The organism is Citrobacter sp. Cf136, assembly GCF_030333815.1.
Classification (GTDB): Bacteria; Pseudomonadota; Gammaproteobacteria; order Enterobacterales; family Enterobacteriaceae; genus Citrobacter; species Citrobacter freundii.
This window is the reverse complement of the sequence record NZ_JAOWFE010000035.1, coordinates 164,109-176,317: the sequence shown is the minus strand read 5'-3', so window position 1 is coordinate 176,317 and position 12,209 is coordinate 164,109. Positions and strand designations below refer to the sequence as shown.

Sequence of the window (12,209 nt, the reverse complement as noted above, 5' to 3'; positions counted from 1 at the left end):
CGCCATCAGGCAATCAAATTACAGCGATTGATGCCGTGTCTCATGGGTTAACAGCAGCGCAATCAGCGTTAACGCCGCCATTGATGCCAGATACGTACCGACTGCCGCCAGACCATAGTTCGCCTGCAACCATGCAGCGATGTATGGGGCAACGGAAGCACCAAGAATCGACGAAACGTTGTACGAGAACGACGCCCCTGTGTAGCGCACTTCGGTCGGGAACAGCTCCGGCAGCAGCGCGCCCATCGGACCAAATGTCAGCCCCATCAGGCTTAAGCCCAGCAACAGGAAGGCGAAAACCAGCACCGGATTGCCAGAGCCGAGCAGTGGTTTAAAGGCAAACAGCGCAAACAGAATGATAAGCGTGGTGATGATGAGCATGCTCTTGCGACGACCAAATGCGTCGGCCAGCAGGCCCGCCACCGGCACCATGACGCCAAAGCCAATCACCGCCATCATCAGCATCCACAACACTTCATTACGCGGCAGGCCAAGTCCTACAGGCGCGGCTGCGGTGCTGAACGTCATCGAATAGACGGTCATGATATAGAACAGCGTATAGGTTGCCAGCATGATGAACGTGCCGAGGATCGTCACGCGAACATGCTTGGTCAGCAGGGTACCCAGCGGGATTTTCACCTGCTTTTTCGCCGCGGCTACTTTGGCGAAGACCGGGGATTCATGCAGCGAAACGCGAACGTACAGCCCGATAATCACCAGTACCGCAGAGAAGATGAACGGTACGCGCCAACCCCAGCTCATGAACTGCTCGTCGGTCAGCAGCCAGGAGAGCAGCAGAAAGGTACCATTGGCGAAGAAGAAGCCGATAGGCGCGCCCAACTGCGGAAATGATCCGTACAGCGCGCGTTTGCGCGGTGGTGCGTTTTCCGTCGCCAGCAACGCCGCGCCGCCCCATTCACCGCCCAGACCTAAACCCTGACCAAAACGCGCCAGCGCCAGCAGCAAGGGGGCGAAAATGCCGATTGTTTCATAGCCCGGCAGCAGGCCAATCACAACCGTCGAGATCCCCATGGTGAGCAGTGAGGCAACCAGCGTGACTTTACGGCCGACGCGATCGCCGAAATGCCCGAATACCGCAGAACCGATCGGTCGTGCCACAAAGGCGATAGCAAAAGTCGCCAGGGACTGTAGCGTCGCGGCAGTCGGATCCCCCTGCGGGAAGAAGATATGCGGGAACACGATCACCGCGGCGGTGGCGTAAATATAGAAGTCGAAGAACTCAATGGCGGTGCCAATGAGCGAGGCGACGACGACTTTATTGCGCGAGTTGACCGGGGTGTGTTCCTGTTCGTTGTCGAGTGTTGTGGCTGTTGCTTGCATAATATTTTCTTATTTTTGGCCGAACGAAAGGTCATATTACGCACAGCAAAAGAGACATTTCAATCTGTAACAAACTTTGAGGTTGGTCAAAAATGGAGCAAAAAGTGGATAATTTTTAGGCTTGAGATTTCACTTCCATGAAATGCTTCACATAATTTAAAACTTAGATGATAAAACTAGTTTTTGGTTAAATAAAAGTTACGGGTTGGATTTATTCACTAAATCGGTGAGATCGGGCGGCATTATAATTGCCGGATGGCGCTGCGCTTATCCGGCCTACAAAACTCACCCGTAGGCCGGATAAGACGCGTGCGTCGCCATCCGGCAATTCACAACTAATCCAGCGGTGGCTACTGCGTTTTACCTGGCATACGCGGGTCGTCTTTGTATTCAGCCGTGGCAATCCAGGCAGCGCAAAACAGAGTCAGACGAGCGAAGAAGTAGAAGAACGCCATCAATCCAAGCACGGAACCAAACGCCGCGCCTGACGGCGATTGCACCAGTGACGGCAGGGTATATGTCATGATCATTTTGATGACTTCAAACCCCAGAGCCGCGATAAATGTGCCGCGTATGAGCGCTTTTTTACGCGGTCGGTGACGCGGTAGCCGCCAGAAAATCCAGAAGAACAGCAAGTAGTTGGCGAAAATAGAGATGGTCAGGCCGATCAGCCGCCAGGCGGGCTTCAGCCATTCGATACCGTCGAGATACAACGCAGAGATAATCATCTGCTGGGCGGAGCCGGCAATGGAGGTAATGGACAGAGTAACAATCAGCGCAATCAGTAAGCCAATCAATGAGATAAAATCACGCAGATATTTGACCCAAATTTTTTCCTGATCCTGCGGGGTACGCTCCCAGACATCCCGCGACTGGGCACGAATTGCTTCGCGCAGGTTTCCCATCCAGTTAATGCCGGAATAGAGCGCGATGCCAAGCCCCACCAGACCGACGGTGGTACGTTGCTGTACGGCAGTATTAATGGTGTTTTTCAGCGTAGAGGCGAGCGTCGGATCGCTGACGTTGAGCAGAATTTTGCCGAAGATATCCTGTAACAGCGTAGGATGCGAAGCGAGAATAAAACCCGCGGCGGCAAACGACACCATCAGGATCGGGATCATCGACAGAAACGAGAAGTAGGTAATCGCGGCGCCAAACTGATTTCCCATGCGATCGTTAAACCGCTCCGCAGCCCGAATCAGATGGGCAATCATGGGCTGGCGTTGAACTTTTTCAGCGAAGGTCAGGGCAGTTTTCAACGCCTGGTTGGTCTTACCATTGGTTTCTGTATTTTCCTGCTCCAGGGGCTCAATTTTTAGGATGGGGGCGTGCTCAAGTTCCTGAATGGGGCGTTTAATCTCTTTTTCCTGCGTCATCAGGGCAATAATCCTTGTTCTGTTCATTCTCAGGACAGTATAGCTTGTCAGTCCACATAGTCTTTCATCACGCCAGTCAGCCATTCCATAAACAGATGTACCCGGCGAGAGAGGTTGCGTCGATGCGGATAAAGCAAAGAGACCGGCATTGGCTCGGCGCGATATTGCGGCAACACTTCGACCAGCGTACCGGCGCGCAGGGCATCACGCACGCCAACGCGCGGTACCTGAATAATGCCCAGACCGGCAAGGCATGCCGCGTGATAGGTTTCGGTACTGTTTACCGTTAGCATGCCGCCGGTTTTAACCCATTGCGTGCCGTTTTCTGTCGCCACTTCGAAGCCTTGCGCACGCGTTCCCAAATTGACCGAGTAGTGCACCACTGCATGTGAAGCTAAATCCTCCAGGCTTTCCGGATAACCAAAGCGGGCGAGGTACTGCGGGCTGGCGCAGTTAATCTGCGTGAGTTTCCCCAGTGGGCGCGCAATCAGCCCTGAATCTTTCAGCGTGCCTACGCGTACCACACAGTCGAAACCTTCGCGGACCAGATCCACCAGGCGGTCGCTGCTGCTGAGTTCGAGCTCAAGGCCGGGATACTGATGCAAGAAAGTGGGTAAGCGGGGCATCACCAGATTTCTCGCCACGCCAACCGGCATATCGACGCGCAGCTTGCCGCTGATGCTGGACGGATCGTGATGAAATAGTCCATCCAGCTCATCCAGATTGCTCAACAAATCTTTTGCGCGTTCGTAATAGATCATACCGTCTTGTGTGAGCTGAACGCGGCGGGTAGTGCGGTGCAACAACTGCGTGCCCAGATGATTTTCCAGGGCCTGGATTTGGCGAGATACGCTACCTTTAGGAAGACCAAGGGTGTCTGCCGCACGCGAAAAGCTCTCCAGTTCTGCGACGCGGATGAACAACTGCATTGCGTGAATTTTATCCATTCTTATGCCCTATTGTTGTTCCAAATGAAACAGTAATGCGCAACAGACGACATTTATTGTTTTTCTATCACCTAATAAGCTTTATCTCAATCATCACAACGTCGGAAATGAGGTTTCTTATGACGCAACGTATCGCATTAGTGACTGGTGGTAGTCGTGGGCTCGGTAAAAACGCCGCACTTAAGCTGGCTGACAGAGGAACGGACATTATCTTTACCTACAACAGCCAGCAGCAGGCGGCGCTGGATGTGGTTGCTGAAATTGAGCAAAAAGGCAGAAAAGCTGCGGCAATACAACTGAATGTCAGCGATGTGGCTGGCTTTGAGTCCTTTACCCATGAGGTACAAGCGCAGCTGAAGAGCATGTGGAATCGTGAGGCGTTTGATTATTTAGTGAACAATGCCGGAATTGGTCTGTATGGCGCTTTTGCCGATACCTCCGAAGCGATGTTTGATCAATTAGTGAACATTCACTTTAAGGGCCCCTTCTTCCTGACCCAACGTCTGTTGCCGTTGATCCAGAATGGCGGCAGGATCCTGAATGTTTCATCGGGACTGGCGCGTTTTGCACTGCCAGGGTATGCCGCCTATGCCTCAATGAAAGGGGCGATGGAAGTACTGACGCGTTATCAGGCGAAAGAACTGGGAGAGCGGGGTATTTCAGTAAATATCATCGCGCCTGGGGCGATTGAAACCGATTTTGGCGGCGGTCGACTGCGGGATAATAAAGAGCTGAATGCATATGTGGCATCGCAAACGGCGCTGGGACGCGCGGGCTTGCCGGATGATATTGGCGACGCGATTGCCGCGTTGCTCAGCGATGAGCTGGCCTGGATGACAGCGCAGCGTATCGAAGTATCGGGCGGAATGTTCCTGTAAATCGCTCGTATCTTATTCAGCTTTTGAGCAATAGAAAACCGGTGCGCCACTCCAGGTAAAAATATAGCTAGTGGCGTTTACCGGTATTATCTGCAATCTAATTCAGCGATCGCGGTGCCGAAAGAAATCCGGGATAAACTTTCTGATAACTCATTTTTCTTCGACAGCGGATTTGTCTCAGAAGAAACCATGATCACTTCCGCATCCCCCACGGATTCAGAATTTAATTCTTTAAAATGTTAAAAATTCGACATTAAAAATTGAGCGTTCGATCGCGTATGTGAAAACATGGCCTATGTGCTAAAAATTTCGCATAGGAAGAATAATAAATCGTGAATTTCATTTATAACCTCAAATCCACCATAAACGAATACTAAACGACCGCTTCCTCATAGTAGATTGGGATGAAGATTGGAAAGCATTTATAGCAGTCATATAATCCACCATACAAACGGTATGGATTATCTCAACGCTTATATGTAGAGGTGCATGTTCGTCTTCATTTAACGTGGGTATAAGATATGGGCTATCGTCTATATGGATTTATGATTGGTGCTGAAATTCATTTTGACATTTCTAATCGCCGACTGTATCGGCTTACTGGTAGCCATACCGAGAAAAACATCGTTTTTGCGTCAATTTACTTTAATGAAACAATGCTCAGGCTTTTCCTGTATTTATTAATAAATGCCAGGAGCCAGCCGATACCGAAAGAAGAATTATTTGAGAAAATCTGGGAAGCGCATAATCTGAGCCCCTCTGCGCAAAGATTATGGCAAGTCCTGCACAATCTTAATAATAAACTTGGCCTGCTGGGGTTACCCAGGGATTTTATCCTTAATATAAGAGGTCAGGGTTATGTCATCAATTATCCTGATGTCATTCCCGTTTATTACAAAGTGAGCGAACTCCCAACTCATGCTGTCAAAAAAAGGGAGAAAATAGATAACCTGAGTGAGTGATGTCAACCCAGGTATTTGCCCTGAGCATGCAGTGCGAGGGGCTTTTTTTATCGTTATATTTACTTTTTATTTTCAATGTATTTTCGCTAAATAGCGTTATTGTTCGATAGATACCAATAACGGCCAGGGCGATTGGGTCAGGTTCTGATGATTGCTGTGCGGTTGCCCTCAATAGGCCGCCGCACGCTTGAGGCTCGTGATGATTACCACAACCAGGCAACTCCCGATATTATTCTCTGACGCCAGCGAATTACTGGCCCGTTTCCTCACCTGTGCACCGGTAAAAACGTTGAATGCAGCCATTCTTCAACGGCAGTTCCAACCGGTGTATCAACCCATTTTTAACAGCCAGACGGGTGAAATTGCAGGTATTGAGGTACTCGCCAGGTGGACGCATCCCCAGTATGGCGCTATTCCCCCTGATATATTTATTCCCCTTGCGGAAGAGCATGGTCTTATCGCCTCGCTGACGCATCAACTTATTCAGCAAGTCATTGCCGACCTGCAGTCGCGGCTCCCCCTTTTCCCAAATGGACTTTACCTTAACCTAAATCTGAGCCCCGAAAACTGCCTCGATCCGCGCTTTGAGTCGGACGTCGTGGCGCTCATGCAAAAGCTTGCCCCGGTTCAGGTTCAACTGGTTATCGAAATTACCGAAAGACGCCCTCTGCACTTTACCCCTCAGCTAAGCGAATGGTTTGCCGCGTTGAGAAAATCCAATATCGCCGTAGCGTTAGATGATTTCGGGACGGGATACTCGAATCTGTGTTACCTCCACGCGCTGGAACCGGAGTTTATTAAGATAGATAAACTGTTTGTCAGCCAGATTGGTGAGGGGGGCGATACCCGCATTGTCGATACGCTTATTGAGCTGGCGCAGAAGATGGGTCTGCGAATGATTGCCGAGGGGGTTGAGACTCAGGTTCAGGCCGATTATCTGCGCATGAAACGCTGTGATTTTTTACAAGGGTATTATTTATGCAGACCCGTTCCACTTGAAGATCTGATCGGAGTGATGCAATCGCCCGCAACCTTTAGTGTCGATTGATACAGCAATACTGCCTGGGGAAACCACAGGTGATGATCAATTGATGCGACATTTTATTTTGTAACATATTTGTCTGTTACTGTGAGTTCCTTATTTTTATTAGAAAATATAGACTCCAAAAAATTAATATTAATAAGCTGGTTTTGAACATTGGATATTAAGGATTTCCTTAATGTTTAGCGCCACTTTTGTCCCTTTGTGTGATTATTTGGTTTGAGCTGTAACTATTTGCGATTTCTACTTTTTTCTTCTCCGTCTATCGGTAAAATGGCCCCCGCCAAATGGTGACTTCTTATTTTACCCCTCGGGTAATACCCTTCCGCGTGTTAAGGCTAGTATCTTATTCAGACGGAGATAAGTAATGCAGGTAATAATGTTTGACAGGCAGTCGATATTTATTCATGGAATGAATGTAAGTTTACAAGAGCGTATTCCAGGAGTGGATGTTCAGGGTGTCAGTCAGGCAGATGACCTTTGGCAGAAACTGGAAGACACCCCTGATGCACTGATAATGCTGGATGGCGACCAGGACGCCGAGTTCTGCCGTAACTTGCTACAGCAGATAGCGCAACGCTTTTCGACAGTAAAAGTGCTGGTAACAGCAACGGACTGCCGTAAAAAATGGCTGCAGGAGGTTACGCAATTGAATGTGCTGGCCATTGTTCCACGCGACTCTGACGCGGAAACCTTCACGCTGGCTCTCAATAGCATTGCGATGGGAATGATATTTATCCCCAGAGATTGTATGACAACCCCCGAGAACAGCGGGCAAAATATCAGATCGCTTAGTGCGCGTCAGCGAGAGATTCTGACTATGCTTGCCGCCGGAGAATCAAATAAACAAATTGGTCGATTGTTAAATATCAGCACCGGAACGGTCAAAGCCCATCTTGAATCGCTGTATCAGCGCCTCGAGGTAAAAAACCGTACGCAGGCGGCAATGATGTTAAACGACGCAATTTAACGGGCGAATATTTCACAGTCAGAACGTTTCTGGCTGTGAAATAACCCCCGAGCAGAATTCTGCAGCACAAAACCGGCTTATCCCCACGCTGAGCATCCACGCAATTAACGCTTCCTGTTGAAACCTTTCTTTTATTTGCGGCATTTTCTGGTGTATGAATTCCTCGCAGATTTCCAGATCCGCGAGCAGTAGTGTTTCTGCCTGCGTTACCGAAACAGGCGCAGGAAAGCTTTCATCGGATGTGATTTCGTGCCCGTAGCCAATCACCCAGACACCATTTTTGTCCTGATACTTTTCCAGTGACAGGCCTTGCCATTGTTTAATAAATGCAACACAGGCGGGCGTGAAATACGTTGAATGGAGTGGCATATTTATCTCTGTACAAAGAGACCTATTTTAAGAAACCGCCTCCGTTACGCCAGTTGTCATACAGCCAGTTTTTTCAGCAAAACGTCTTATGCTGCGGGTGGCTGATAGTCGTGTTTTAACAGGCCGAAAATCCAGTCATCATTCCAGGTTTGATGCAGCCAGTAGCTTTCCCGCAGCGTGCCTTCGTGAATGAACCCGACCTTTTCCAACAGACGCCGTGAGGCTTCGTTTCCTGCGGTGACGCAAGCCGTAAGCCGGCGTAGCCCTCCGGTGGTAAATGCAAAATCGCAAACTGCATGCAGAGATTCAGTACCATAACCTTTCCCCTGCGCTTCAGGGGCGAGCAGAAAACCGACCTCGGCACATTCATTGTTCTCATGAATATATCCAGTCACTCCAAGCGGTGCTCCCGATGCCTTATCGCACAGGACCAGACATAGCCAGTGCGGGCTGCCGGGAGACCATTCAGGCAGGCGGGAGTTGAAGGCTGTCCGTATCTCCTCTTCAGTACGCGTGTCAGCGACAAAGCGCATCACATCTGGATTCTGCTGTAGCGTTAAGAAGAACGTCCAGTCATTTTCTGTCAGTGGGCGGCAGAGCAGACGTGATGTTTGCAATACAGGCACAGGCTTATCTCCAGAATAATTTTCAATGATTGTGCGGAAGTCACTGTAAAACTTATTTATTTGCTATATGAATGTGTTTTAGTCTACATCGGCACAACGTTGCGTTTAAAAAAGATAATTACATACCATGATGAGGCCGCACGTTTTGGGTCCTTTTAGGGAAGATGATGACCAATAGCGCGTTACAAGCGACATGTACACCCTTTGAACATTGTCTGGGGATTATCCGTCAGGCGTCGATAGAAATATTATTGCTGTTAGGCGTACATGTCACAGAAGGCAAAGACCCTCGGTGGTTTCTCGAACAACTGGATCAGGCACGACTGAATCTGGGCGGTTGGGGGGCTGTCGCCAGACGGTTGCAGATGAATGATGCGCAATTGAGCCAGTTCACTCTGCGGCTACGCCATCTTCAACAGAGTGTACCCCAATATGAAAATGGCCAGGACGTCAGTGAAAACCAGCTGATTTCAGCGCTGCGCTTTGTGGCCTCTCTGGAACAATTGCGCCAGCAACAGCCCATCCTGAAGTATCAAACCGAAATTGCACCTGTAGAGCCGGATGCTCAGATGCGGGCGCAGCGTCAACTTCGCGCAATAGAATTAACCCTCAAATCCTTGATTGCGCGGGTATGGCCGGATCAACATCCTCTCAACAGCTTTCTGAAACAGCACTTTGGCGGTGAACGTCTGCGTCGCTGGCTAAAGTTGGGCGAAGGACGAGATGCGCTGGACGGTATGATGTTTAGCGAGCTGGCACTGATGGTCGTCGATAAGAAATTATTTGTTCGCCACTTTACACAGATTTTTAACGATACCTCGGTGCTGATGTCGTTTGTTGAGCCGCGCATCACGCTACGCATGTTTTTGGATGATTGCCGCCTGGCTCGTAACTGTGTTATCGCGCAACAACCGCTAACCTCAGTACAATTGCTGTTGCTGGACTACCAGTACCGGCAGATAACTCATCCTGTGCAACGGGCGTTTGAAGAACGACGTACGCGCATTAATCCTGCGTCGTATCTGGAATCTGATGAGTCCATGGTCCGCCAGTTTTGGGAAACGGAAAAGCAAAAAGACGAGCAAGCAGGAGGCGATAAGCATGAAATCGCAGACAGTATTGATCCGCCGGAGAAGCGAGCCAAACGTTCGGCGGAAGAACGTGAACAGCTGATTTCCGGCATGTTGTGGGTAGCAGTCGGCGTGATGGTGCTGGCGATTTCGCTGGGTGCGTTCTGGTTATTCACTTCGCCAGCGCCACTGGCGTCATCCGGACAATCCGTTGAAATTGTGCAGGAGGAACCACGGCGTGATGCCCCCAGCGCGCGGGAGGCGGTGACCCGAATGGGTATCACCTGGGATGCCTTTAACATGCGGGCGGCTATCGATCGCAATGACACCCGCGTGACGTCACTGTTCCTGCAGGGTGGGATGGACTGGAAGCTGGCGTGGACGGAGCAGGCGTTCTCAGCGGGCAATACCGAGGTGTTGAGACTGCTGCTGCGTTACCCTTCGCAGATGGATGAAAGCAAACCATGCCGACAGTTTATGACTACGCTCAGCCATGCAATGTCAAATGGGGCGTCACTCACATCGCTGCATAAAAGTTATCTGCAAAGTTTTTGTTCCGTGCCTGCGGTCGTTGCGCGTCAGCAATATGATCTTGAGCAGGCCGAGCTGCGTGTTCGCGCCCAGCCCAGCCCTGAGAACAAGAAATGGCAGAGAATTCATGCCGAGTTATACGATGCGATTAACTGACATCCTGATGACTCAGACCGTCAGCCGCTAGGGTTCGCCATACAAACCGATGAGTCGGCGCACCACGCCATTGGTCCAGCCAAAGCCGTCCTGCAACGGATATTCCCCGCCGCCGCCTTCGCGCGGCGCTGCGTCGGCTATGTGATATTTTTCGATAAGCTTGTGGTGTTCCTGATAAAAGAGATTCACCGTTTTCAACCAGTTACGGGCGATTTCATCCCCGAGATGGTCGTCACCGTACAGTTTGAAGCCCTGAATCGCCATCCACTGCAGCGGCGCCCAGCCGTTCGGTTTATCCCACTGTTCCCCAGTTTCATGCTCCGTGGCTAAAATACCACCGGGCGTGAGCAGGCGACTGCGAACCGCGTTAGCAAGCCGGTCGGCTTGTTCATGTGTTGCCATACCGACATACAGCGGCACAATACTGGCGGCAGAGAACAGGGCCATTTGTTCGCGCCGCCAGTCGTAATCGCGATAGCAGCCGTTTTCATCGTCCCACAGATAGCGGTTTACCGCATCGCGACGGTCACTGGCTTTCTGGCGAAACTGCGCTTCCGTTTCTTTGTCGCCTTTCAGCGCGGAAATATTGGCGATAGTGCTTTCCAGCTTGTAGAGGAAGGCGTTCAGATCAATCGGGATGAACTGCGTGGTGCGTATGCTGGCAAGGCGACCTGCATCGCGTAGCCAGCGCGAGGAATAATCCCAGCCGGAGGCCGCGCCCGCGCGCAAATCCCGATACACCTCATTGGGTGGACGACCCGAATGCTTGGCGGTCTCAACGTCTTCAAGCCATGATTCATCACGCGGGGTATCACGATCGTCCCAATAGCGGTTGAGCAGAGAGCCGTCCGACATTCTGATCACGTGACGGTAGGCCTGGTTGAGCACCAGGGAATCGGCGCCATCCATCCAGAATGCGTATTCCATTTTTAGATGTTCAAGGTAGCGACGCGCGCCGCGCACGCCATCTTCTTCAAACAGTTCCACCATCAGCGCAAAAACCGGTGGCTGCGAACGGCTCAGGTAGTAGGTACGGTTACCGTTGGGGATGTGACCATAGTTTTCAATCATCCAGGCAAAGTTATCCGCCATACACTTCAGCAGATCTTCGCGGCCGCTCTCTGCCAGACCCAGCATGGTAAAGTAGGAATCCCAGTAGTAGGTTTCGCTAAAACGTCCGCCGGGCACAATATATGACTGCGGTAACGCCAGCAGCGAGGACCAGGGAATGTGATCCTGCGGTTCGCGCGTCAGCACAGGCCACAGTTGATCGATATGCTCTTTCAGCGAGCTTGCCGGATCGGACACATATTCACTGGAGGGCGTTTCCGGTAGCCAGAAATGGTTCTCGACGAAACGTCGCAGATCAAAGTCGCGGTGGCGTTTGACCTTGCGATAACGGATCAAAATATCCAGCGGATCCATTTTGGGCGCACAGTCGGGGAAGGTTTTGCTATCGGCAAACAGTTTCGACGACTGGACGTGTTCGAACAGCTCAAGGTAACGATCGGCCGGGGTTAACGCATCTGAGGCGGGCAGCCCTTCAATCATCTCCGGCTCAGGCTCTGCCTCAATCATTTCATCCAGCTTTAACTCGCACGGATCCATTTCATAAAGCAGATCGATATCGATCGTCATTTCTTCTGAAGGGGCGCGGGGTAGTTTCTGGTTGAGCATAATGAGAAAGACCTCCGATGGACGTTGAAAGATTAAGGCTATTGCCCGGTCGTCAGTTAAGCGTAGACATTCGCTTCGGTGTCTGGTGAGTAAAGCGTGCGGTTGATCACGTTTTAGTGCTGCATATTATTTAGAAAATAAGACTATCCCAATGAATATAATGAAGAATTCATAATTCTGCGTGACCTGAAGATATTTCATTTTCAGAACATTCGATTGCAACGAGTTGTGAACGGAAAACCATAACGGCTTATCTCCGTAATA

The 12,209-nt window shown here is 50.5% G+C and carries 11 protein-coding genes; 5 read left to right on the top strand and 6 right to left on the bottom strand.

The features are described 5' to 3' along the window. Positions 1-18: 18 nt before the first annotated feature. The 3 genes from OGV98_RS13265 to OGV98_RS13255 all read right to left on the bottom strand — a co-directional run bounded on the left by OGV98_RS13265 (position 19) and on the right by OGV98_RS13255 (position 3,664). Complete coding sequence (locus OGV98_RS13265) at positions 19-1,341, bottom strand: MFS transporter (RefSeq protein ID WP_003023312.1); 1,323 nt, start codon at positions 1,339-1,341, stop codon at positions 19-21. 350 nt (positions 1,342-1,691) lie between these two features. Continuing rightward, positions 1,692-2,717: an inner membrane protein YhjD gene (yhjD, locus tag OGV98_RS13260; protein ID WP_016151136.1), complete on the bottom strand. Its 1,026-nt coding sequence runs from the start codon at positions 2,715-2,717 to the stop codon at positions 1,692-1,694. 47 nt (positions 2,718-2,764) lie between these two features. Next, the gene (locus OGV98_RS13255) at positions 2,765-3,664 is read right to left on the bottom strand and encodes a LysR family transcriptional regulator (protein ID WP_003837759.1); all 900 of its coding nucleotides are present in this window, start codon (positions 3,662-3,664) and stop codon (positions 2,765-2,767) included. A gap of 119 nt (positions 3,665-3,783) precedes the next feature. On the opposite strand from OGV98_RS13255, the gene OGV98_RS13250 reads away from it, so the two are divergent. From OGV98_RS13250 to OGV98_RS13235, 4 genes are all read left to right on the top strand, one after another. After that, on the top strand, positions 3,784-4,542 hold the full coding sequence (locus tag OGV98_RS13250) for an SDR family NAD(P)-dependent oxidoreductase (protein ID WP_003023319.1): 759 nt from the start codon (positions 3,784-3,786) through the stop codon (positions 4,540-4,542). Positions 4,543-5,063: 521 nt separating this feature from the next. Then, positions 5,064-5,504, top strand: a complete 441-nt coding sequence (locus OGV98_RS13245) for a winged helix-turn-helix domain-containing protein (RefSeq protein ID WP_003837762.1) — start codon at positions 5,064-5,066, stop codon at positions 5,502-5,504. Between the two features lie 199 nt (positions 5,505-5,703). Further along, positions 5,704-6,552: an EAL domain-containing protein gene (locus OGV98_RS13240; RefSeq protein ID WP_044700373.1), complete on the top strand. Its 849-nt coding sequence runs from the start codon at positions 5,704-5,706 to the stop codon at positions 6,550-6,552. A gap of 361 nt (positions 6,553-6,913) precedes the next feature. Continuing rightward, complete coding sequence (locus OGV98_RS13235; RefSeq protein WP_061549113.1) at positions 6,914-7,516, top strand: response regulator transcription factor; 603 nt, start codon at positions 6,914-6,916, stop codon at positions 7,514-7,516. 18 nt (positions 7,517-7,534) lie between these two features. On the opposite strand, the gene OGV98_RS13230 is transcribed toward OGV98_RS13235, so the two are convergent. Next, on the bottom strand, positions 7,535-7,885 hold the full coding sequence (locus OGV98_RS13230) for a glycoside hydrolase family protein (protein WP_016151134.1): 351 nt from the start codon (positions 7,883-7,885) through the stop codon (positions 7,535-7,537). 86 nt (positions 7,886-7,971) lie between these two features. Beyond that, positions 7,972-8,511: a GNAT family N-acetyltransferase gene (locus OGV98_RS13225; RefSeq protein WP_016151133.1), complete on the bottom strand. Its 540-nt coding sequence runs from the start codon at positions 8,509-8,511 to the stop codon at positions 7,972-7,974. Positions 8,512-8,678: 167 nt separating this feature from the next. Here OGV98_RS13225 and OGV98_RS13220 point away from each other — a divergent pair, with 167 nt between their 5' ends. Beyond that, positions 8,679-10,268: an STY4199 family HEPN domain-containing protein gene (locus tag OGV98_RS13220; protein WP_202581314.1), complete on the top strand. Its 1,590-nt coding sequence runs from the start codon at positions 8,679-8,681 to the stop codon at positions 10,266-10,268. A gap of 27 nt (positions 10,269-10,295) precedes the next feature. Here OGV98_RS13220 and OGV98_RS13215 read toward each other — a convergent pair whose 3' ends face one another. Continuing rightward, on the bottom strand, positions 10,296-11,945 hold the full coding sequence (locus OGV98_RS13215; protein WP_210943583.1) for an alpha,alpha-trehalase: 1,650 nt from the start codon (positions 11,943-11,945) through the stop codon (positions 10,296-10,298). Positions 11,946-12,209 lie beyond the last annotated feature (264 nt).